Source organism: Arsenophonus endosymbiont of Crataerina pallida (assembly GCF_964020125.1).
Taxonomy (GTDB): domain Bacteria; phylum Pseudomonadota; class Gammaproteobacteria; order Enterobacterales; family Enterobacteriaceae; genus Arsenophonus; species Arsenophonus nilaparvatae.
Genome location: NZ_OZ026540.1, coordinates 1,763,471 through 1,785,677 on the forward strand (window position 1 = coordinate 1,763,471; position 22,207 = coordinate 1,785,677).

Here is a 22,207-nt window from a genome sequence, read left to right on the forward strand (position 1 = left end):
ACTTCTACCCTAGTTTTCAATTGCAATTTTTATTGCTTAAGTCAATTTTAATGGGTTTTAACCATCTGGATATGTCACTCTTATCTTAAATAATAATGTATTTATAGTGATAAATTGATTTTAAAATTAAACTTTTGCAATATAAGGTAATATTTTTTTATCCATTATGATTAAAATAAACTTCTAACAATAAAAGGATAATTTTAATAATAAGAAAAAGAATAAAAACAATATCTTGTTTTACTGATTAAATTTAATAAATAGATTGATTAATTATAATATAAGCTTTTATACCAACAAATAGAATATAAATATAATGTTATTTTAAACATAAAAATAATTTTTTTATTGTATTATCACATTTGCTTTATTAGTAACTTGCTGATTTTATTTGTTAGTTTCTCATTTAACTAGTGGTGATATTTTAATAAACCCTTATTCTTTGTTTATTTTTCAAAATATTTTCTATTTATTATTTCAGTGTGAATTTTTAAATTACCTTAAAGCAAATGGATTAACTTTATTATTTGAAATGAGATTTTTAAATTATTTTATTAGCTTAAATTAATGGGTGTTCTTATGGTAAGAAAATTAAAACCCATCATAACATTTATTGTTACTTTCTCTTTAGCACAGATTACACAGGCAACAAGTATTTATGATGATCAATATACACGTTTTGATATTTATGGGCACATTAGATTAATAAATAGTTGGGATACTGAAAAGAATAAAACCATTATTGGTGATGATGGAAGCCGTATTGGTTTTTATGCCGAGCATAAGTTGCCTCATGAGGTTAAAGTATTTGGCAATATTGAATTAGGTTTAGATACGCAAAAATCGAATAGTAATAATCCCAACAGTCGGTTTGAGCTCTATAATCGCGTTGGATATATTGGTGTTTCCCATGCAGAATATGGTAAAGCACAATTTGGCCGTACTTATATGCCTATCGATTCCGTTGCAAAATCTAATTTAGGTTATAACAATACTGGAGTGCTTTATTTTGCTGATGTCCTTGGTCGTAATACCGGTATATCTTTCGGTTTTGTAGCGCAACAAAATGGTAATACCATCTATCGTGGTACTGGACAGGATAATTTTACCCTACGTTTACCTCATACAATTTTTTTAGAAACACCGGCATTTAAAGGCGTTACGCTAGCAGGTAGTTATTCTAGACCCGCAGAAGGCAGTGTTGAACGTGATTTCGGTGATATTATTCATGCATATTCATTGGGAATTTTTTATCAGAACGCTTTAGGTTTCGAACTGGCTACTGGTTGGGCAGAAGCGGTAGGTGAAAAAAACCGCAAGACAATATGTTTGCATTGGGTGTCAAATATGTTTTTCCTGATAAAACCGCTTCGATCGGAGTTGATTATGGTCGATTACAATCAACTAATGTTGTGGTTGCAGGACAAAAACTATCGCCAACTGCTGTTACCGGGGATTGGGCGGCTCCCCTTTATGGCATTACTGCAAAGTGGTACTGGCCTCAATCCGAGACAGGCTTATATGCTGGTTATGGACTAAGATCGGGCGATAAAAAAACCTTTGACTATACAAAGCAGACTTATACGTTAGGGATAGATAAAGACTTTGCAGTAATAAAAAGTTCGCAATTACTTTTATATATGGAGATGGCCTATAACCATGTTCATAATAAAAATCACGCTTACGAAAAAGATAATTGGCTTTTGGTTGAGACCGGTCTACGTTTCTTTTTCTAGTCAAATCGGTAAATATTTACCTTATTGGTCAAAGCGATTTAGTTTATTACATAAAAGTAAAAATTAATAACAACAGCCATTTTGGCTGTTATTTTTTATTTTCGATTCAATGACCAGAGTTAATATATTTGGCAAACTTTATCTTATTAATTGATATCTTATTATTATAAGAATGGCACTAAAAAAACATTTAGTTTTGTTACCCTAATGCCGTTTTGCTAATAGTTGTGACTATGGGCAAAATAAATTTTGCCGCAAATTGAGTTAATTTTTTCCAAAGACTTTGAAACGCACGTCATCGTCAATATATGTTTTTTCATTGGCTGGTTGTTTAATTGCACCAAAAACTAATTGAGCGCGTAATTTCCACGAGTTTGGGATATGCCAACTAGCATGCACTTTTTCATCAATTAATGGATTGTAGTGTTGCAGTGATGCACCCACTTTTTCTTGCGCCAGGCTAGTCCAAACCGCATATTGTGCCATACCACTACTCTGTTCTGACCAAACTGGAAAATTATCGGCATAAAGTGGAAATTTTTGCTGTAATTGTTCGATAACATTTTGTTCTTCAAAAAATAATACCGTACCTGCGCCGGCAGTAAAACTATCGATTTTTTTCTCTGTGGTGGTAAATATCTCTTTAGCCACAATTTCTTTTAGTGTTTCTTTGGTAATGTTATGCCACAGTTTTTTATGTTCATCACCAAATAGAATAACTACACGCGATGTTTGCGAATTAAATGAAGAGGGCGTTTCTTTAACCAATGTAATAAGTCTTTCTTCAGAGATAGGTAATGAATTATCTATATTATAAATAGTTCTTCTTTTTTTCATCATTTCAATAAATTTGTTTGGCATTATATACTCCTTATATTAATAAGGTCATAAATTAATTATGGGTAGATAGGTTATTGATAACTATAATCTGGTCGATAAAAAATCATAGATAAAAATTTTAACCATATCGTTCAAAAATTCAGTTATTAATTAATTTTGTGAATTAGATATCAAATCTCATATCTCATATTTAGCCTGAAAATTTGCAACTTGACGAAATTCGCCACAATATTTCATAAAATGGTCATAAATATGAAATAATGGCGCCTACTAATTTGATAATGAAATAATGATAGGATCAATCATGGTAAGACGTATTCTGGTCGTCGAAGATGAAACCGCGATCCGTGAGATGGTTTGCTTTGTATTAGAACAGAATGGATTCCAAACCATTGAGGCTGATGATTATGATTCAGCTATTGCGCAGCTCATAGAGCCTTATCCGGCACTCATCTTGCTAGATTGGATGATCCCGGGTGGTTCGGGTATCCAGCTTATTGCCCATATAAAGCGTGATCAACTGATCCGAAATATCCCGATTATGATGTTAACTGCAAGGGGAGAAGAAGAAGATCGGGTGCGAGGTTTAGAAATTGGGGCAGATGATTATCTGACAAAACCTTTTTCACCTAAAGAGCTGATTGCTAGAGTAAATGCAATTTTGCGTCGTGTTTCAGCTATGGTTAGCGACAATGTTATTGAAATGAAGGGATTGAAGCTAGATCCTACCTCTCATCGGGTAACGAGTGATACAACGTCGATAGAAATGGGGCCGACAGAATACAAATTACTGCATTTTTTTATGACCCATCCAGAACGAGTTTATAATCGTGAGCAATTATTAAATTATGTTTGGGGTGTGAATATTTATGTTGAGGATCGGACAGTAGATGTGCATATTCGTCGTTTACGTAAAGCACTTGCTGTGGGTGGTCATGATAAAATGATCCAGACAGTTCGAGGTACAGGCTATCGTTTCTCTGTCCGTTATTGATTGTTGGTTATAAGGAAAAGTCGGCGTGCTTGAACGTTTGTCGTGGAAAAAATTAGTGGTTGTTCTGATTTTATTCTGTTTACCGGCATGTGGATTATCACTTTTTATTGGTCATCTATCTTGGTTGCTCGTGATTTCACTATTAGCCGCTTTGTGTTGGCATAGTTATCATTTACTGAAATTATCTGATTGGCTTTGGCTTGAACGTCGTTTACTGCCACCAACTGGACAAGGTGTTTGGGAGCCGATTTTTTATGGTATTTATCAATTACAGCAACGCAATCGTAAACGTCGGCGTGAATTGGTACAGATTATTAGGCGATTTCGGAGTGGTGCAGAATCTTTGCCTGATGCCGTTATTATCATGACAGCAGAAGGTAATATTGTTTGGTGTAATCGTTTAGCTGAATATTTATTGGGGTTTCGTTGGCCGGAGGATAGTGGGCAATCTATTTTCAATTTACTCCGTTATCCTGATTTCAACCGTTATTTTATGTTAGCCGACTATTCTGTGCCGTTTACGATAGCATTAAATAACGGTGCGATGGTTGAATTTCAAATTATGTCTTATGTTGACGACCAATTATTAATGGTTGCAAAAGACATAACGGAAAAGGTGAAATTGGAAAAATTACGCGGCGAATTTTTTGCTAATGCTAATCATGAATTACGTACACCATTAACTGTTTTACAAGGTTATTTGGAAATCATGGATGAGCAAATCGATAGTCATTCGGCTAACAAAAAAGCTTTACACTCAATGCGTGAACAATTGGCACGCATGGATAGTTTAATTAATCAATTACTTCAGCTTTCCCGCATTGAAATAGCACCACATATTAATTTGAATGAGCAGATAAATATTCCGGCAATGCTAAATACAATAAAACAAGATGTAATAAATTTAAGTTTGGGAAAGCATGAAGTTATTTTTGATGTGGATAAAAAATTACAAGTTTATGGTAATGAAGAGCAACTGAGAAGCGCCATTTCAAATCTTATCTATAATGCGATTAACCATACACCGGTTGGAACATCTATTCATATTGGTTGGCAACAAATTAAACAGGGAGCACTTTTTTCTATTCGCGATAATGGTCCGGGAATTGCTTCAGTGCATTTGACTCGGTTAACCGAACGTTTTTATCGAGCAGATAAATCGCGTTCACGTCGAATGGGGGGGTAGCGGATTGGGATTGGTAATTGTCAAACATGCATTAATACACCACCATTCCCAATTAGATATTGAAAGTCAATTAGGTAAGGGGCGGTGTTTAGTTTTATTTTACCGTCTAGTTTAATTGTAACAACAAAAAATGGCCAAAATTAAATTTCATTTGCTGAATTTTAGTTAAACAGATTTAGCTAAATAATGCATTTGCATGAATAGATGTTAGTGTTGATTAAATTTTATGCAAATCATATAACGTATATTGAGTAAACACTAAAACCAATCACTAAATAAAAAATTTATTTCAGATGTTTATTCTGCTTTTTCGATTTACTATTGCCTTTTATCATTATAAAAGTTTTACTTGTAGCCTGTTATTGGCGGATTTTTCTGTTTTTACTAAATTTATCAGGTTAATTAAATATTCTTATTGATTAAAAATCAGCAGAGATCAGCGTCAATAAATAATAAGTGGTTTAGGTTTTGGTTCTACTTAAGCTGAATTATAAATAACAACAAATTAACAAATAATTATGGCATATCGTTTAACATCTCGAGATATTTTAGCGTTAGGGTTTATGACCTTTGCGTTATTTGTAGGGGCAGGAAATATTATTTTTCCTCCTATGGTTGGATTGCAAGCTGGTGAACAAGTATGGACAGCGGCAGCTGGATTTCTGCTAACAGGTGTCGGTTTGCCTGTTATTGTAGTTATTGCGCTAGCAAAAGTAGGTGGTGGCATCGAACAGCTTAGTGCTCCAATTGGTAAATGTGCGGGGTTATTGTTAGCTATTGTCGCCTATTTATCTGTTGGGCCATTATTTGCCACACCTCGTACGGCAACAGTTTCTTATGAAGTCGGAATTGCCCCACTAGTAGGCGGTGTTTCATCAATTTCATTGTTTATCTATAGCCTAGTTTATTTTGCTGTGGTGATAGCTATTTCACTCTATCCAGGACGACTACTCGATAGCGTAGGGCATATCTTAGCGCCAATAAAAATGCTTGCATTGGCTATTTTGGGCATTGCTGCGGTACTTTGGCCGGCAGGTGAACCCATTATATCAACGCCATCATATACTGAAATGGCATTTTCTAATGGTTTTATTAATGGTTATCTGACAATGGATACCTTGGGTGCGATGGTGTTTGGCATTGTTATTGTTAATGCTGCCCGTTCACGTGGTGTCGAAAATTCTGCTCTTTTAACCCGTTATACCATGTGGGCTGGATTAATTGCCGGCGTGTTATTAACATTGGTTTATGTTTCACTGTTTAAACTGGGTGAGAATAGTGGCACCTTATTACCTAATGCCAGCAATGGTGCTGATATTTTGCATGCCTATGTGCAACATACTTTTGGTAATTTTGGTAGCTTTTTCTTAGCGATACTCATTTTTGTTGCTTGTCTGGTAACTGCGGTTGGACTCACTTGCGCTTGCGCGGAATTTTTTGCGCTTTATGTGCCGATTTCTTATCGTAAATTAGTCTGGATACTTGGCATCTTTTCTATGGTGATCTCGAATTTAGGATTGAGTAAACTGATTGAATTTTCTATTCCTGTATTAATCGCGATTTATCCACCATGTATTATATTGATTTTAATGAGTTTTACCTTGAAATGGTGGAAGTGCCCATCCAGGGTGGTTGCGCCAACTATGCTGACCAGTCTAATCTTTGGCTTATTAGGTGCGATGAAATCTTCTGAGCTTTTGCAAGCATTTATTCCTGATGTTGCGAAGAAATTACCACTTTATGTTCATGATTTAGCCTGGTTGGTACCTTCATTAATCGTTTTAGTGATTTTTGCACTCTATGATCGTATTAGCACTAAACAACACTGATATAAAGCGAGCTACCTAAAGAGTGTTATTTAATCGGTAATAAACCCTAGCCTCTAATCAGCTAGGGTTTATTTGTTTTCATTAATGGCGCTCTTTTTTCTGATAGAGTTTCGGCAAAAGCGATCATTGCTGGATAAAGTTGCCAAAAAAAGCAGAAAAATCGTGGTAATGCAGAATAAAATCATCAAAGGAGCCGATTAAATTAGCCAGTTTAGGACGCCTGCGCGCCATGCTGTTTAATACATTATTAATATATTCAGGTTCTGCATAATGGATCAGCCAGTTTTGTGACCATAAATACTCATTTAATTCTTGAAATTTTTCTGGGGTATAATATAGGTTTGGTTCAATTTGCTGGCGAGCATAATGAACAAATTGGGGTAGAGTCTGTTTTGCTTCGATTTGATCCCAATATAAAGCGAGAAAATGATCCCAAACTAAATCGAGAGTGATCGCTGCGACTCGGCGGTATGGCGGTCGAAAAAGTTGCTTGGCATTAATCACAATGGGGTGCTGGTCGGTGAATTTATCTACCTGACGATGCATTCTGATCCCGGCCACAACATCTGGTGAATATAAGCCTTCAGGATCACCGCGAACGAAATCCGCCATTAAATTTCCTAATAAGGAACTTTGTGCTCGTTGAGCTAAATGTAAGTGTGCAAGAAAATTCATAGTGTCATTATAAGTGAATTTTTAATTTTCGTGATGCTTATTTGTTGCACTGTTTTTATCGCCGCACTAGACTAGTGCGCTTGTTTTGATCAAATAGTGTAAAGAAATGCGTGTCTCTGATTTTGCTTTTAAATTACCTGATGAGTTAATAGCCCATTATCCCTTAGCCAAACGTAGTCATTGCCGGCTACTTTCTTTGAACGGTTCAACAGGTGAACTGGCACATGGTATATTTACTGATATTGTTGATAAATTAGAATCAGGTGATTTGCTGGTTTTCAATAATACTCAGGTTATACCGGCTCGTCTTTATGGTCGTAAAATGTCTGGCGGCAAAATTGAAGTATTGATTGAACGCATATTGGGAAGTCATCGGGTGTTGGCGCATATTCGTGCTTCTAAAGCACCCAAGGTAGGAACCGAATTATTATTAGGTGATGATGAAAGTGTTAAAGCCATTATGTTGGCAAGACACGATACGCTATTTGAAATTGATTTTCAGGATAAGCGAGATGTGTTAGCTATTTTAAATGATATTGGTCATATGCCATTACCACCTTACATTGACCGCCCTGATGAAGAGGTTGATAGAACACTTTATCAAACAGTTTATGGCCAACGGCCTGGTGCCGTTGCTGCGCCGACGGCAGGATTACATTTTGATGAATCATTACTAGCGGCGCTGCAGCAAAAAGGGGTAGCAATGGCGTTTGTGACGCTACATGTTGGTGCCGGCACATTTCAACCTGTGCGGGTGGAGAATGTCGCTGAACATACCATGCATGCAGAATATGTTGAAGTATCGCAACAGGCTGTTGATGCAATATTGGCGTGTAAAGCGAGAGGTAAACGGGTTATTGCAGTTGGCACAACTTCGATTCGATCATTAGAAAGCGCGGCTTGTGCATGTAAAGAAGGTATTATTGGCCCCTTTTTTGATGATACTCGAATTTTTATTTACCCAGGCTTTCATTTTAAAATTGTTGATGCATTAATTACTAATTTCCATTTACCTGAGTCTACTTTGATTATGTTGGTATCTGCTTTTGCTGGCTATCAAAATACGATGAATGCCTATCAACAAGCAATCGCAGAAAAGTACCGTTTTTTTAGTTATGGTGATGCCATGTTTATCACGCACAATCCTAAAGCAGAAAGTGAAAAAGTGGCTAACTAGTTGTTAACTATTAAATTGATATCAGCAATTTATTTAACTGAATATGTAACTAACCCATCAGACTGTTTTTCTGATGTTAGAGAGGCAAAGTGAAATATGAATTACAAAGCCAAGACGGCCAAGCTCGTCGTGGTCGCTTGATTTTTGAGCGTGGGATTGTAGAAACGCCTGCTTTTATGCCGGTTGGCACTTATGGTACAGTCAAAGGGATGACGCCAGAAGAAGTTAAACAAACCGGGGCCCAAATCCTGTTAGGCAATACTTTTCATTTATGGTTGCGTCCTGGACAGGAAATAATGAAATTACATGGCGATCTGCATGATTTTATGCAATGGCAAGGACCAATTTTGACTGATTCCGGTGGATTTCAGGTTTTTAGCCTTGGTGCCATGCGTAAAATTAAAGAAGAGGGTGTTTATTTTCGCAATCCAATCAATGGCGAAAAGGTTTTCCTGAGCCCTGAAAAGTCGATGGAAATTCAGTACGATCTTGGTTCGGATATTGTCATGATTTTTGATGAGTGCACACCCTATCCGGCTGAGTGGGATTATGCCAAAAAATCGATGGAAATGTCTCTTCGCTGGGCAAAACGTAGTCGCCAACGATTTGATGAGTTAGCTAATAAAAATGCGTTGTTTGGCATTATTCAGGGCAGTGTTTATCCGGATTTACGTGATATATCCGTAAAAGGCCTGGTCGAGATTGGTTTTGATGGTTACGCTGTTGGTGGTTTAGCTGTCGGTGAACCTAAAGCGGATATGCACCGTATTTTAGAGCATGTTTGCCCACAAATCCCGCACAATAAACCACGCTATTTAATGGGGGTCGGTAAACCGGAGGATCTGGTTGAAGGGGTTCGGCGCGGTATTGATATGTTTGATTGTGTAATGCCAACCAGGAATGCTCGAAATGGCCATCTATTTGTCACTGAAGGTGTAATTAAAATCCGTAAGGCTAAATACAAATCGGATACTTCGCCGTTAGATGCCCATTGTGACTGCTATACTTGCTCTCACTATAGCCGTGCTTATTTACATCATCTTGACCGATGTAATGAAATTCTTGGTGCCAGGCTTAATACCTTACACAATTTGCGTTATTATCAACGGCTAATGGCTGAAATTCGACAAGCGATTGAAAAAGGTGAATTTGAGGCTTTTGCAGTAGATTTTTATCGACGGATCAATAAATCGATTTCATCAAACTAGAGTATAATTTCAGTCGTGCTAATTGAATCAAATCAGTGTAGGATTTATAGGCTTGGATTAATTTTTTGAGCTAGAAATATTGTTTTAATCACAATGAGGAAATTTTGATGAGTTTGTTTATTTCTGAAGCAGTCGCTTCAGCTGGTGGTCAAGCGCAAGGAAACCCATATTCTTTGATCATCATGCTGGTTGTTTTCGGATTGATTTTTTATTTTATGATCTTACGCCCACAGCAGAAGCGAGCTAAAGAGCACAAAAAATTAATGGATTCTATTGCTAAAGGTGATGAGGTACTAACAACCGGTGGATTAATTGGCCGCGTCACTAAAGTATCTGAAACGGGTTACATTGTTGTTGCATTAAATGACACCAATGAAGTAACCATTAAACGTGATTTCGTTGCTGCTGTACTTCCAAAAGGTACAATGAAATCTATCTAATTTCTGATTTTCCCGAAGGGAATTGCCGTGCTAAATCGTTATCCTTTGTGGAAGTATTTGATGCTGATCGCTGCGTTGCTCATCGGTCTGCTGTATGCGCTTCCCAATCTTTATGGAGAGGATCCGGCTGTTCAGATTACTGGCGTGCGGGGAACCGCAGCCAATGAACAGACTTTGGATCAAGTTCGCAATATTTTAAAGAAAGAGAAAATCGAAAGTAAATCAATTGCACTAGAAAGTGGTGTAATTCTTGCTCGTTTTAATAATCCAGATGTCCAGCTACATGCACGCGAAACTTTAGTTGCCGGTTTAGGAGAGCAGTATATCGTAGCGTTAAATCTGGCACCTGCAACCCCTCATTGGTTAAGAGCATTGGGCGGTGAACCAATGAAATTAGGGTTAGATTTGCGTGGTGGCGTTCACTTCTTAATGGAAGTGGATATGGAAACAGCCTTAGGTAAATTGCAAGAACAGAATATGGATGGCCTGCGTAGTGATTTACGTGAAAAAGGGATCCCATATTCAACTATACGTAAAATAGACAATTACGGTGTTGAAATTCGTTTTCGTGATGATAGTGGGCGTTCGCAAGCGGAATCTTATTTGACACCACGTTATCGCGATTTGGTTTTTACTGCTGGCAACAACAATCTATTAACGGCAGTAATGACAGATGAGCGGATCCGTGAAGCACGTAATTATGCAGTATCACAAAATATTAATATTATCCGTAATCGTGTTAACCAATTAGGCGTTGCTGAACCATTGGTACAGCGTCAGGGCGCTGATCGTATTGTCGTTGAATTACCGGGTATTCAAGATACGGCACGAGCAAAAGAGATCCTTGGTGCTACTGCAACGCTGGAATTTCGCTTAGTTAATGTCGGCATAGACAGCTCGGCTGTTCAACGTGGCCATATTCCGGGTGATTCTGAGATAAAATATATTCGCGATGGTGAGCCTGTTGTTCTTTATAAACGCGTTATTTTGACAGGCGATCATATTACTGATTCGACATCGGATTTGGATGAAATGGGCAGCCCGCAGGTAAGCATTGGTCTGGATAGCGCTGGTGGCTCAATTATGTCTGATTTTACCCGTGATAATCAGGATAAATTGATGGCAACCCTATTTGTTGAATATAAAGATAGCGGGCGAAAGGATGCCAATGGTCGTGCTATTTTGGTAAAAGATGAGAAAGTCATTAATGTCGCCAGAATTTCTGCCCGCTTTGGTAGCAAATTTCGTATTACTGGTATCAGTAATCCAACTGAAGCTCGTCAATTATCTTTATTATTACGTGCTGGCGTATTAATTGCACCTATTCAAATTGTTGAAGAACGCACAATTGGGCCAACATTAGGATTGCAAAATATTGAGCAAGGAATGAAAGCATCATTAGCCGGTTTGCTAGCTTCAGTTCTATTTATGGTCATTTATTATCGCAAGTTTGGTCTGATTGCCAGTTCTGCATTATTAGCAAACTTGATCCTCATTATGGGGATTATGTCGCTATTACCGGGGGCTACTTTAACCATGCCGGGAATTGCTGGTATTGTTTTAACGCTTGCTGTTGCCGTTGATGCGAATGTGTTGATTAATGAACGTATTAAAGAAGAATTAAAGAATGGTCGTTCAATACAGCAAGCGATACATGAAGGTTACAAGGGGGCATTTTCCAGTATCTTAGATGCGAATTTGACAACTGTGATCACGGCAACCATTTTGTATGCGGTAGGCACCGGCTCAATTAAGGGTTTTGCCATTACTACGGCGATTGGTATTGCCACCTCCATGTTTACTGCAATTGTAGGAACACGTGCTATCGTGAACTTATTGTATGGTGGTAAACGTATTAAAAAGCTGTCTATTTAAGGAGCGTGGTTGTGGCGCAAGATTACACAGTAGAACAGTTAAATCATGGCCGTAAAGTTATCGATTTTATGCGTTGGGATTATTTAGCTTTTGGTATCTCAATTGCTTTATTTATTCTTTCGGTTACGGTTATTTCATTGAAAGGATTTAACTGGGGATTGGATTTCACCGGCGGGACTGTTATTGAAATTAATCTCAGTCAACCTGCGGATCTTGATAAAATTAGAGCTAGTTTAGCGAATAATGGCCATCAAGAGCCGTTGATTCAAAATTTTGGTAGTAGCCGAGATATTATGATCCGATTGCCTCCTATTGAAGGCGTGGCAGGTCAAGAAATCGGTAAGTCCATTATTTCAGTCATTAACAAAAATGTTGATGATCAAGCAACGGTTAAGCGCATCGAATTTGTCGGGTCGAGTGTAGGCAGTGAATTAGCTCAAACCGGTGCAATGGCACTGTTAGCTGCTTTGATCTGTATTTTGATTTATGTAGGTTTCCGCTTTGAATGGCGTCTGGCTGCTGGTGCAGTAATATCATTAGCGCATGATGTGATTATTACATTAGGCATTGTATCGCTTTTTCAGATTGAAGTTGATATGACTATCGTTGCTTCATTAATGTCGGTCATCGGTTATTCATTAAATGACAGCATTGTTGTCTCTGATCGTATTCGTGAAAATTTCCGCAAGATCCGCCGCGGTACTTCTTACGAAATAGTTAACGTTTCATTGACCCAAACATTGAGTCGAACACTTATTACATCAGGAACTTCTTTGTTAGTGGTATTGATGCTCTATCTTTTTGGTGGGTCAATACTGAAAGGATTTTCTCTAGTTATGTTAATTGGCGTGACGATTGGAACCGTTTCTTCTATTTATGTTGCTTCTGCTCTAGCATTAAAGATGGGAATGAAACGAGAGCATTTGCTTCCTCCTAAAGTAGAAAAAGAGGGAGCGGATCAACATTCTCTGCTGCCGTAAAGGCGAATTTTGTTAACTCACACCCTGTTAGATTGCGCTAGCAGGGTGTTTTTCATTGATAGCTGAGTTAAACTGAAAAACCGAACCCTAAAATCAGGAAATTTTATGCATTGCCCATTTTGCACCGCTGTAGATACCAAAGTGATTGATTCACGTCTGGTTGGCGATGGTTCGCAGGTTCGTCGTCGTCGACAATGTCTTGAATGTCATGAACGTTTTACTACTTTTGAAGTGGCTGAATTAGTCATGCCGCGTGTGGTAAAAAGTGATGATGTACGTGAGTCATTTGATGAACACAAACTTAGACGAGGTATGCAAAAAGCATTAGAAAAACGCCCGGTAAGTTCCGATGATGTGGAAACAGCTATTAACAATATAAAATCGCAACTTCGCGCAACCGGAGAGCGAGAAATTCCGGCGAAGATGATTGGAAAAATTGTCATGGATGAGTTGAAAAAGCTGGATAAAGTTGCTTATATACGTTTTGCTTCGGTATATCGTAGTTTTGAAGATATTCGTGAATTTGGCGAAGAAATTGCTAAGTTACAGGATTAATAGTAAAAATGACCACGTTAGATAAGCAGTTTATGAGCCGTGCGTTGTCATTGGCCAAGCAAGGACGATTTACTACCTCACCAAACCCGAATGTAGGCTGTGTCATTGTACGCAACGGTGAAGTTGTGGGTGAAGGTTTTCATTGCAAAGCAGGCGAGGCGCATGCTGAGATTCATGCCTTACAAATGGCGGGTGAAAAAGCGAACGGAGCAACTGCTTATGTCACATTAGAACCCTGCAGTCATTATGGTAAAACCCCACCTTGTGCAGATGCGTTAATTAGAGCAGGTATTCGGCGAGTTGTTGTGGCTATGCAAGATCCAAATCCACAGGTTGCAGGACGTGGTTTACTTAAATTACAGCAGGCTGGCATCGAAGTATTACATGGTTTACTGATGGATGAAGCTGAACAATTAAATCAAGGCTTTCTAAAAAGAATGCGAACAGGGTTCCCCTATGTTCAACTTAAGTTAGCCGCATCACTTGATGGGCGGACGGCCCTTGCATCAGGTGAAAGTAAATGGATCACTTCGCCAGTAGCTCGCCAAGATGTACAAAGTTTCAGGGCTCAGGCGAGCGCAATTTTAACTACCAGTGCTACTGTTTTAGCTGATAATCCAGCTTTGAATGTTCGTTGGACAGATTTTACGCCTGAGCTACAAAATATTTATCCTAAAGAATGTCTTCGACAACCAATAAGAATTGTTTTGGATAGTGAGAATCAAGTAAAATCAGAACATATTATAACAAAATCAGATGGTGAATGTTGGCTTATTCGCCCTAATCCCATATCGCAAAATTGGTGTGGTGATGTTGAGCAAATCGCCATCCCAACCTACGAAAAATGCATTGATTTAGTTTTGCTGATGATGCAGCTAGCTAAACGTAATATTAATTCAGTTTGGGTTGAAAGCGGTCCAACACTTGCCGGTGCTTTGTTAACACTAGGATTAGTTGATGAATTGATTGTTTATATTGCGCCTAAAATTTTAGGTGGAACCGCAAAAGAATTAATTAATATTCCAGCATTACAAAAATTGAAAGATGCACCTGCATTTGAATTTATTAATATTGAACTTATTGGACCTGATTTACGTTTAACACTTCGACCATTGTAATGTCATATTCATTAACTGGTTAGCTTAATATAGTAAAGCAGTATAGTTAAAGTAATGTAACATTTAATTGATTAAATTTAGCGTTCCTAATGACTGTTTTAAAGTTAGCTAAATTCAGCAGCGCAGTATAGAAAAGAATATGATAAAATTGTCGTTTCTGTAAAGAATAATTAGTATTTAAGGAAGGCTATGAAGGTAATAAAAGGTACGGTAGCAGCACCCAAAGCTCGTATAGCAATCGTTGTTGCACGTTTTAATCATTTCATCAACAATAGCTTGCTGGAAGGCGCTATTGATACCTTGGAACGTGTTGGCCAAGTTGCAAAGGAAAATATTACGGTAGTTTGGGTGCCAGGTGCTTATGAACTGCCTTTGACGATTAAAACATTAGCAGAAACCAAAAAATATGATGCAGTTGTTGCACTTGCTAGCGTTATACGTGGTGCAACCTCACATTTTGAATATGTTGCCGGTGAGTGTAGTGCTGGACTTTCTAATGTTGCGATGACAAGTAATATTCCTGTTGCCTTTGGTGTATTAACCACCGAGGATATTGAGCAGGCAATTGAGCGCGCAGGTACAAAAGCGGGAAATAAAGGTGCAGATGCTGCATTAGCTGCACTAGAAATGGTTAATGTAATTCAAGCCATTAAAGGCTAACTATTTTATTTAAGGGGAATTTTGTGAAACCTGCTGCTCGTCATCGCGCGCGTGAGTGTGCTGTTCAGGCGATTTATTCTTGGCAATTATCGGGTAATAGTATTGCTGATGTTGAAGTGGAATTTTTATCTGAACAGGATATGTCAGATGTTGATGTAACTTATTTCCGTGAACTACTTAATGGCGTTTCAACTCATGTGTTAGAACTGGATAAAAAAATGGCTCCTTATCTTTCTCGTCAGCTTGGGGAGCTTGGTCAGGTAGAGAAAGCGGTTTTACGTTTAGCGATGTTTGAACTCTGTTATCGCGATGATGTACCTTATAAAGTTGCTATTAATGAAGCGATTGAATTAGCAAAAGTTTTTGGTGCCGAGGAGAGTCACAAATTTATCAATGGTGCGCTCGACAAAGTTGTTGCTACTGTGCGTAAGAAGTAATGGTGTTCAGGCTTTTCGAATAATCTGATGTTCATTTTGATTATAAGGTGCAGTGATAGCCTTATAGCAATCGGAGCATGGTATATTGGAATATTATTATGGTTTGTGGCGAATTTGATATCATCGCGCGTTATTTTAATCGTCAACAGCAAAATCGGCATGACGTTAATATCGGTATTGGTGATGATTGTGCATTGATAACAATACCGGAAAGACAGCAATTAGCGATTACTACCGATACACTAGTTGCAGGTATCCATTTTCTTGATAGTATTTCACCTGAAGATTTAGCCTATAAATCTTTGGCGGTTAATTTAAGTGATTTAGCCGCTATGGGAGCGGATCCTGCCTGGGTTTCTCTGGCGTTGACATTGCCACAAATCAATGAAGATTGGCTGGCAAGATTTAGCTCTAGCCTATTTGAACGGCTTAATTACTATGAAATGCAACTTATTGGTGGCGATACAACACGAGGGCCAATGAGTTTAACCTATACAGCCCATGCTTTGATTCCGACAGGAAAATCACTAACCCGGTCTGGAGCCTGTAATGGTGATTGGATTTATGTTACTGGAACATTGGGTGATAGTGCTGCAGGTCTTGCGATTTTACAATCACAGCTGGTTGTCGATGATGTAAAAGATCGTCATTGGTTGATCCAGCGTCATTTAAGGCCACAGCCTCGTATTTTGCAAGGGCAGGCTTTACGTCATCTTGCTTCTTCGGCGATAGATATTTCTGATGGCTTGATTTCTGATCTTGGACATATTCTCAAAATCAGTGGCCGTGGCGCTAAAATTAAATTAGATTCTTTGCCACTATCAGAGGCATTGCGCAGACAAGTTACCTCAGAACAGGCGTTAACCTGGGCGTTAAGTGGTGGAGAAGATTATGAACTGTGCTTTACAGTGCCTGAGATAAATCGTGGTGCATTAGAGTCAGCACTAGCGCATACTGGGGCAAATTTTCATTGTATCGGCCAGATAACACCAGAATCAGATGGGATCCGCTATTTTTATGGGAATAAAGAGGTTTCACCTAATTTAACTGGTTTTGATCATTTTATTGTGGAAGCTTGCTATGATTGATGCAAAATCTCGTTTAAAGCTATCAAATCCCTGGCATCTATTGGCAACCGGATTCGGTAGTGGTTTATCACCCATCATTCCTGGAACAATGGGATCGTTAGCTGCTATTCCATTCTGGCTACTGATGTATTGGTTATTACCCGTTTGGTTATGTTGGTTTATTATTTTATTTGGTTTTGTTGTTGGTATTGTTATTTGTCAACGGACATCCGATGATATGCAAGCTCACGACCACGGTAGTATTGTGTGGGATGAATTTATTGGCATGTGGATGACTCTGATGGTGATACCGTTAGTTAGTTGGCAATGGGTATTGATAGCGTTTGTGCTTTTCCGCTTTTTTGACATGCTAAAACCTTGGCCTATAGGTTGGTTTGATCGGCAAGTAGGTGGCGGGCTAGGTATTATGTTAGATGATATTATCGCGGCTATTTTTGCTATGGTTATCGTGGCTGCGCTTGCACACTGGTTACCCGTTTTATAATGTAAGTGAATTACTAAAAATCAAAAGCGCTTGGTAAACCGCTGCTTTTGATTTTCAACATATTTATTAATTTATTTGGCGTAATAGTTGTTAATTGATTTTACAATTCCTTCCGCATTAAGTCCTAATTCAGCCTGAATTTCTGTTTGATTTCCTTGTGCGATATAGTGATCAGGCAAGCCGAGGTTAATGATAGGCATAATGTGATGGGCTTTTAATAAAAATTCATTAACACCGCTACCGGCTCCCCCCATAATTGCATTTTCTTCTAATGTTACTAATAGCTTATGGTTGTGAGCTATTTCCAATACCAATGTTTCATCCAACGGTTTTACAAACCGCATATCGACCACGGTGGCATTGAGTAATTCTGCGGCTTTCATCGCTTCACTAAGTAATGTGCCAAAATTTAGGATGGCAACTTTTTTTCCTTGGCGGCGAATTATTCCTTTACCGATTGGAATTTTTGCTAAAGGTTGTAGAGTGGCGCCAGAGCCTGTTCCCCTTGGGTAACGAACCGCAACAGGGCCATCCTGATAGTGATAACCCGTATGTAGCATTTGCCGGCATTCGTTTTCATCACTCGGCGACATAATGATCATATCCGGTAGACAACGTAAAAACGATAGATCGAAAGCACCTTGATGGGTTTGTCCGTCGGCACCAACAATGCCTGCTCTATCTATAGCAAACAGGATAGGCAATTTTTGAATGGCGACATCATGGATCACTTGATCATAGGCGCGTTGTAAAAAAGTAGAATAAATAGCAACGACAGGTTTATAGCCTCCAATGGCAAGGCCAGCAGCAAAAGTCACAGCGTGTTGTTCTGCAATAGCAACATCAAAATATTGTTTGGGATAGGTTTTGGAAAATTCAACCATTCCCGATCCTTCTCGCATGGCTGGTGTGATAGCCATCAGTTTAGGATCATCGGCTGCTTCTTGGCATAACCAATCGCCAAAAACTTGTGAAAATGTTAATTGACTATTATTGTTTTTTGGAAGGCTAAAAGTTGCTGGATCAAATTTAGGCACCGCATGCCAGCTGATAGGATCTTTTTCGGCGGGCTCATACCCCTTGCCTTTTTTGGTCATGATATGTAAAAACTGCGGGCCTTTTAACTTACGCATGTTTTTTAATGTTTGTACTAATGTGAGTACATCATGGCCGTCAATAGGACCAATGTAGTTAAAGCCTAGTTCTTCGAACATAGTACTAGGGATCACCATACCTTTAAGGTGCTCTTCGGTTTTCTTTAACAATTCTTTGATTGAGGGAATATTGGAAAATACCTTTTTCCCCCCTTCACGTAAACTAGTATATAGATTGCCCGATAACAGTTGCGCTAAATGATTATTTAACGCCCCAACGTTTTCTGAAATTGACATTTCATTATCATTGAGGATCACTAACATATCTTTATGAATGTCACCCGCATGGTTCATTGCTTCAAAAGCCATACCTGCGGTAATAGCGCCATCACCAATAACACAAACCGTTTTACGATCCTTATTTTCATATTCAGCAGCTACCGCCATACCAAGTCCAGCACTGATAGAAGTCGAAGAATGACCGACACTGAGAATGTCATATTCACTTTCTGCTCGCCAGGGGAAAGGATGTAAGCCATTTTTTTGTCGTATGGTATCAATCCGGTCGCGGCGGCCAGTTAATATCTTATGTGGATATGCCTGGTGACCGACATCCCAGATAAGATTATCAAATGGGGTTTTATAGACATAGTGTAAAGCGACAGTGAGTTCAATGGCTCCTAATCCAGAAGCAAAATGTCCACTGGAACGGCTAACACTATTTAATAAAAATTGTCGCAACTCTTCACATAATTTGACCAGACTTTCTTTTGGTAAAAGTCGCAATTCTTCCGGCGTTTCTATTAATGCTAAAGTTGGATAGGAAGTGATATCAATGCTCATGTCTGCCCATTAAATAATTGTTTTTTGTTTATACCCATGACGCTGTAGTAGGCCGCCAAAAGATTATTTTGAATTTTTTATTACTGGTAAAATATTCTGTTTTTTAATCAAGAAAATTAGCTTTTTCGTTCGATAATAAAGTGTGTTAAATTTTGTAGTGTTTCCGTATTTAATCCATACTGTTGTTCTAACCTATAAAGCGCATCCAGTGCTTGTTCAAATAAATTGTTGGCTTTTTTTTGTGCTTGTTCAACACCGATTAATGATGGATAGGTGCTTTTTTTATGTTTTTCATCAGATCCCTGATTTTTACCTAAGGTGTCTGTATCACCAGTAACATCGAGAATGTCATCGTGGACTTGGAATAGCAGTCCAATCGCATTGGCATAATTATCTAATAATGGTAGTAATTTGTAGCTTTGGCTGCCAGCCGCAAGTGCACTCATTCTGATGGCGGCACGAATTAAAGCGCCGGTTTTATGATGGTGAATAGATTCTAAGGTTGCTATATCAATTTGTTGACCTTCTGATTCCATATCGAGTGCTTGACCAGCACACATGCCGGCTGCTCCACTAGCAGTAGCCAGCTCAGCTATCATTGCCAGCCGATTAGTATCACTAACATCAGGCATAGCGGAACGAGACAAGATGTCAAAGGCAAGTGTTTGCAGGGCATCACCAGCCAAAATGGCATGAGCTTCACCGAAGGAAATGTGGCAGGTAGGCTGGCCACGACGTAGATTATCGTTATCCATTGTGGGTAAATCATCGTGGATTAATGAATAAGCATGAATACATTCAATGGCCACAGCAGGTACATCCAGGTTTTCCACGGCAACATTTAACATATCACCTATAGCATAAACTAAAAAAGGCCTTAGTCGCTTTCCACCAAGTAATGTGCCATATTTCATCGCTGTGACCAGTTGACTTTGATTAAACGGTAGGCGCTGGAATTGCTTTAGTAGTGTTTTATTGACGCGATCTTGTACCCATTGGCGTTGATCCGCAAAAGAAAGTGTCACTATTTCAGACATGATTTATTTATCTTCCGGCGTAAAGTTGTCTAGTGGTGCATGGTCATCGGCTTGTAACAAAATTTGGACGCGTTGTTCTGCCTGTTGCAACGCTTTCTGGCCTTGTCTGGCTAATTGGATCCCTTGTTCAAATTCACTTAATGCTTTTTCCAGCGGAAGTTCGCCTGATTCTAAGCGTGTGACTATCTGCTCTAATTCTGTCAGAGAAGTTTCAAAAGATAGCGGATCTTGTCTATCAGATATTTTCTTTTTAGCCATAATCGTTTTACTTGCCTTAATATCAGGTGAATATGCGCGTCAGGCGATTTATTTTACTACATTTATGCAGACAATTTATTCTTTTTGTGATTTTTAGCGACGAACAGCAATATAGTGATATACTTCCCGTCTTAAAATCAAATGCTCTGCTAATAAATATGCATAATATGCGTTTATTCGCAAAAATAAAAACCGACTTTTATATAAAATTATGAAGTTTATTATTAAACTATTTCCTGAAATTACCATTAAAAGCCAATCAGTGCGCTTGCGCTTTATTAAGATCTTGGCTAGCAATATTCTTAATATATTGAAGGTGTTAGATGCGGAAATAACCGTTATTCGCCATTGGGATAATATCGAAGTTCGCACCAAAAAAAACACATATCATGATGAAATTTGCGATGCCTTAACCAGAATTCCTGGCATCCACCATATTCTGTTAGTTGAAGAATATCAATTCCGCGATCTCCATCATATTTTTGAGTTAGCTTATGCAACTTATGCTGAATGGCTAACCAATAAAACTTTTTGTGTACGCGTTAAGCGTCGTGGTCAGCACGACTTTACTTCAATTGAAGTAGAACGTTATGTTGGTGGGGGATTAAATCAACATATTTCATCAGCTAAGGTAAAACTCAATCAGCCTGATATCACCATCAATCTTGAAATTGAAAAGGATAAAGTCATGCTTGTTAAATCCCGTATTCAAGGGATTGGTGGCTTTCCTATTGGTACTCAAGAAGATGTTTTGTCGTTGATATCGGGTGGCTTTGATTCAGGTGTGTCTAGCTACATGTTAATGCGGCGTGGTTGCCGAGTTCATTATTGCTTTTTTAATCTGGGTGGCGCCAGTCATGAAATTGGCGTCAAGCAGGTTGCTTACCATCTTTGGCATCGTTTTGGTCGTTCACATAAAGTGCGTTTTGTCGCGATAGATTTTGCTCCGATTGTAAGCGAAATTCTTGAAAAGATTGATGATGGCCAGATGGGCGTGGTATTGAAAAGGATGATGGTTCGCGCCGCATCTATTATAGCAGAACGTTATGGGGTTCAGGCTTTAGTAACAGGAGAAGCGTTAGGACAGGTTTCTAGCCAGACATTAACCAATCTACGTGTAATTGATAATGTTACCGATACATTAATTTTGCGGCCATTAATTTCACATGATAAAGAAAATATTATTAACCTTGCTCGCGAGATAGGAACGGCAGATTTTGCCCGTACTATGCCTGAGTTTTGTGGCGTGATTTCGAAAAAGCCAACTGTGAAAGCAGTAAAAGCTAAAATTGAAGCGCAGGAAACTAATTTTGATTTTTCTCTGCTTAATCATGTTGTTAGTACAGCACAAAATATTGATATTCGTCAGATAATGAATGATAGCGAAGATAAAACGCCAGAAGTGGAAATTGTCACTACATTTTCAGGCGATGATATTGTGCTGGATATTCGTTCCCCTGATGAACAGGAAGCGCGTCCACTCAAGCTTGAAGGTGTTAAAGTAAGGTTACTGCCATTTTATAAGTTAAATAACCAATTTGGTGAGTTACCACAAGAAAAACCCTATTTGCTTTATTGTGAGCGCGGTGTTATGAGCCGCTTACAGGCACTTTATTTACATGAACAAGGTTTTAAAAATGTAAAAGTGTATCGTCCTTAGTGGTAATCTATTGACTTTTTCGTCTCAAGGATA

General features: G+C 38.5%; 19 protein-coding genes and 2 pseudogenes. 16 read left to right on the forward strand and 5 right to left on the reverse strand.

Annotated features, from left to right (window positions below):
- The first annotated feature begins 579 nt into the window (after nucleotides 1-579).
- The gene (locus tag AACL31_RS09445) at nucleotides 580-1,539 is read left to right on the forward strand and encodes a porin (RefSeq protein WP_310511484.1); all 960 of its coding nucleotides are present in this window, start codon (nucleotides 580-582) and stop codon (nucleotides 1,537-1,539) included.
- Between the two features lie 461 nt (nucleotides 1,540-2,000).
- On the opposite strand, the gene AACL31_RS09450 is transcribed toward AACL31_RS09445, so the two are convergent.
- Nucleotides 2,001-2,597: a nitroreductase family protein gene (locus AACL31_RS09450; RefSeq protein WP_310511485.1), complete on the reverse strand. Its 597-nt coding sequence runs from the start codon at nucleotides 2,595-2,597 to the stop codon at nucleotides 2,001-2,003.
- A gap of 283 nt (nucleotides 2,598-2,880) precedes the next feature.
- Here AACL31_RS09450 and phoB point away from each other — a divergent pair, with 283 nt between their 5' ends.
- The 3 genes and pseudogenes from phoB (at nucleotide 2,881) to brnQ (ending at nucleotide 6,585) form a co-directional block, all read left to right on the forward strand.
- Nucleotides 2,881-3,570, forward strand: a complete 690-nt coding sequence (phoB, locus tag AACL31_RS09455) for a phosphate regulon transcriptional regulator PhoB (RefSeq protein ID WP_310511486.1) — start codon at nucleotides 2,881-2,883, stop codon at nucleotides 3,568-3,570.
- A 25-nt stretch (nucleotides 3,571-3,595) separates the two neighbouring features.
- Nucleotides 3,596-4,900, forward strand: a pseudogene (gene phoR, locus AACL31_RS09460) (phosphate regulon sensor histidine kinase PhoR).
- A 374-nt stretch (nucleotides 4,901-5,274) separates the two neighbouring features.
- A complete protein-coding gene (gene brnQ, locus AACL31_RS09465) occupies nucleotides 5,275-6,585 on the forward strand; it encodes a branched-chain amino acid transport system II carrier protein (RefSeq protein WP_310511487.1) in 1,311 nt (436 codons plus the stop codon).
- Nucleotides 6,586-6,646: 61 nt separating this feature from the next.
- Here the strand turns inward: brnQ and AACL31_RS09470 are convergent.
- Nucleotides 6,647-7,260, reverse strand: a pseudogene (locus tag AACL31_RS09470) (ACP phosphodiesterase).
- 106 nt (nucleotides 7,261-7,366) lie between these two features.
- On the opposite strand from AACL31_RS09470, the gene queA reads away from it, so the two are divergent.
- The 11 genes from queA to pgpA all read left to right on the forward strand — a co-directional run bounded on the left by queA (nucleotide 7,367) and on the right by pgpA (nucleotide 17,282).
- A complete protein-coding gene (gene queA, locus AACL31_RS09475) occupies nucleotides 7,367-8,437 on the forward strand; it encodes a tRNA preQ1(34) S-adenosylmethionine ribosyltransferase-isomerase QueA (protein WP_310510280.1) in 1,071 nt (356 codons plus the stop codon).
- An 89-nt stretch (nucleotides 8,438-8,526) separates the two neighbouring features.
- On the forward strand, nucleotides 8,527-9,645 hold the full coding sequence (gene tgt, locus AACL31_RS09480) for a tRNA guanosine(34) transglycosylase Tgt (protein WP_310511488.1): 1,119 nt from the start codon (nucleotides 8,527-8,529) through the stop codon (nucleotides 9,643-9,645).
- 107 nt (nucleotides 9,646-9,752) lie between these two features.
- Nucleotides 9,753-10,085 carry a preprotein translocase subunit YajC gene (gene yajC, locus AACL31_RS09485; RefSeq protein WP_032115103.1) on the forward strand — a complete coding sequence of 111 codons (333 nt, stop codon included), beginning with the start codon at nucleotides 9,753-9,755 and terminating at the stop codon, nucleotides 10,083-10,085.
- A 27-nt stretch (nucleotides 10,086-10,112) separates the two neighbouring features.
- Nucleotides 10,113-11,960 carry a protein translocase subunit SecD gene (gene secD / locus AACL31_RS09490; RefSeq protein WP_310511489.1) on the forward strand — a complete coding sequence of 616 codons (1,848 nt, stop codon included), beginning with the start codon at nucleotides 10,113-10,115 and terminating at the stop codon, nucleotides 11,958-11,960.
- 11 nt (nucleotides 11,961-11,971) lie between these two features.
- Nucleotides 11,972-12,940: a protein translocase subunit SecF gene (secF, locus tag AACL31_RS09495; protein WP_310511490.1), complete on the forward strand. Its 969-nt coding sequence runs from the start codon at nucleotides 11,972-11,974 to the stop codon at nucleotides 12,938-12,940.
- Nucleotides 12,941-13,045: 105 nt separating this feature from the next.
- Nucleotides 13,046-13,495, forward strand: a complete 450-nt coding sequence (nrdR, locus tag AACL31_RS09500; protein ID WP_026821453.1) for a transcriptional regulator NrdR — start codon at nucleotides 13,046-13,048, stop codon at nucleotides 13,493-13,495.
- An 8-nt stretch (nucleotides 13,496-13,503) separates the two neighbouring features.
- Complete coding sequence (ribD, locus tag AACL31_RS09505) at nucleotides 13,504-14,613, forward strand: bifunctional diaminohydroxyphosphoribosylaminopyrimidine deaminase/5-amino-6-(5-phosphoribosylamino)uracil reductase RibD (protein WP_310511491.1); 1,110 nt, start codon at nucleotides 13,504-13,506, stop codon at nucleotides 14,611-14,613.
- Between the two features lie 189 nt (nucleotides 14,614-14,802).
- Nucleotides 14,803-15,273: a 6,7-dimethyl-8-ribityllumazine synthase gene (gene ribE / locus AACL31_RS09510; RefSeq protein WP_032115107.1), complete on the forward strand. Its 471-nt coding sequence runs from the start codon at nucleotides 14,803-14,805 to the stop codon at nucleotides 15,271-15,273.
- Nucleotides 15,274-15,296: 23 nt separating this feature from the next.
- Complete coding sequence (gene nusB / locus AACL31_RS09515; protein WP_310510285.1) at nucleotides 15,297-15,710, forward strand: transcription antitermination factor NusB; 414 nt, start codon at nucleotides 15,297-15,299, stop codon at nucleotides 15,708-15,710.
- A gap of 98 nt (nucleotides 15,711-15,808) precedes the next feature.
- Nucleotides 15,809-16,798, forward strand: a complete 990-nt coding sequence (gene thiL / locus AACL31_RS09520; protein WP_310511506.1) for a thiamine-phosphate kinase — start codon at nucleotides 15,809-15,811, stop codon at nucleotides 16,796-16,798.
- Nucleotides 16,791-17,282 carry a phosphatidylglycerophosphatase A gene (pgpA, locus tag AACL31_RS09525; RefSeq protein ID WP_310511492.1) on the forward strand — a complete coding sequence of 164 codons (492 nt, stop codon included), beginning with the start codon at nucleotides 16,791-16,793 and terminating at the stop codon, nucleotides 17,280-17,282. The genes thiL and pgpA overlap by 8 nt, the downstream gene beginning before the upstream one ends.
- Nucleotides 17,283-17,353: 71 nt before the next feature.
- Here the strand turns inward: pgpA and dxs are convergent, their stop codons facing one another.
- From dxs to xseB, 3 genes are all read right to left on the reverse strand, one after another.
- Nucleotides 17,354-19,219: a 1-deoxy-D-xylulose-5-phosphate synthase gene (gene dxs, locus AACL31_RS09530; RefSeq protein WP_310511493.1), complete on the reverse strand. Its 1,866-nt coding sequence runs from the start codon at nucleotides 19,217-19,219 to the stop codon at nucleotides 17,354-17,356.
- Nucleotides 19,220-19,335: 116 nt separating this feature from the next.
- Nucleotides 19,336-20,256 (reverse strand): (2E,6E)-farnesyl diphosphate synthase, encoded by a 921-nt coding sequence (gene ispA, locus AACL31_RS09535; protein ID WP_310511494.1) that lies wholly within the window; start codon nucleotides 20,254-20,256, stop codon nucleotides 19,336-19,338.
- Between the two features lie 3 nt (nucleotides 20,257-20,259).
- Nucleotides 20,260-20,514 (reverse strand): exodeoxyribonuclease VII small subunit, encoded by a 255-nt coding sequence (gene xseB, locus AACL31_RS09540; protein WP_032115113.1) that lies wholly within the window; start codon nucleotides 20,512-20,514, stop codon nucleotides 20,260-20,262.
- Nucleotides 20,515-20,725: 211 nt separating this feature from the next.
- Here xseB and thiI point away from each other — a divergent pair, with 211 nt between their 5' ends.
- The gene (gene thiI / locus AACL31_RS09545; protein WP_310511495.1) at nucleotides 20,726-22,174 is read left to right on the forward strand and encodes a tRNA uracil 4-sulfurtransferase ThiI; all 1,449 of its coding nucleotides are present in this window, start codon (nucleotides 20,726-20,728) and stop codon (nucleotides 22,172-22,174) included.
- Nucleotides 22,175-22,207: the final 33 nt, after the last annotated feature.

What these genes read in the sequence shown, in the direction of transcription:
- AACL31_RS09445 (WP_310511484.1), top strand. Translation starts at nt 580, where the DNA reads ATGGTAAGAAAATTAAAACCCATCATAACATTTATTGTTACTTTCTCT.
- AACL31_RS09450 (WP_310511485.1), bottom strand. Translation starts at nt 2,597, where the DNA reads ATGCCAAACAAATTTATTGAAATGATGAAAAAAAGAAGAACTATTTAT.
- phoB (WP_310511486.1), top strand. Translation starts at nt 2,881, where the DNA reads ATGGTAAGACGTATTCTGGTCGTCGAAGATGAAACCGCGATCCGTGAG.
- brnQ (WP_310511487.1), top strand. Translation starts at nt 5,275, where the DNA reads ATGGCATATCGTTTAACATCTCGAGATATTTTAGCGTTAGGGTTTATG.
- queA (WP_310510280.1), top strand. Translation starts at nt 7,367, where the DNA reads ATGCGTGTCTCTGATTTTGCTTTTAAATTACCTGATGAGTTAATAGCC.
- yajC (WP_032115103.1), top strand. Translation starts at nt 9,753, where the DNA reads ATGAGTTTGTTTATTTCTGAAGCAGTCGCTTCAGCTGGTGGTCAAGCG.
- nrdR (WP_026821453.1), top strand. Translation starts at nt 13,046, where the DNA reads ATGCATTGCCCATTTTGCACCGCTGTAGATACCAAAGTGATTGATTCA.
- ribD (WP_310511491.1), top strand. Translation starts at nt 13,504, where the DNA reads ATGACCACGTTAGATAAGCAGTTTATGAGCCGTGCGTTGTCATTGGCC.
- ribE (WP_032115107.1), top strand. Translation starts at nt 14,803, where the DNA reads ATGAAGGTAATAAAAGGTACGGTAGCAGCACCCAAAGCTCGTATAGCA.
- thiL (WP_310511506.1), top strand. Translation starts at nt 15,809, where the DNA reads ATGGTTTGTGGCGAATTTGATATCATCGCGCGTTATTTTAATCGTCAA.
- pgpA (WP_310511492.1), top strand. Translation starts at nt 16,791, where the DNA reads ATGATTGATGCAAAATCTCGTTTAAAGCTATCAAATCCCTGGCATCTA.
- dxs (WP_310511493.1), bottom strand. Translation starts at nt 19,219, where the DNA reads ATGAGCATTGATATCACTTCCTATCCAACTTTAGCATTAATAGAAACG.
- ispA (WP_310511494.1), bottom strand. Translation starts at nt 20,256, where the DNA reads ATGTCTGAAATAGTGACACTTTCTTTTGCGGATCAACGCCAATGGGTA.
- xseB (WP_032115113.1), bottom strand. Translation starts at nt 20,514, where the DNA reads ATGGCTAAAAAGAAAATATCTGATAGACAAGATCCGCTATCTTTTGAA.
- thiI (WP_310511495.1), top strand. Translation starts at nt 20,726, where the DNA reads ATGAAGTTTATTATTAAACTATTTCCTGAAATTACCATTAAAAGCCAA.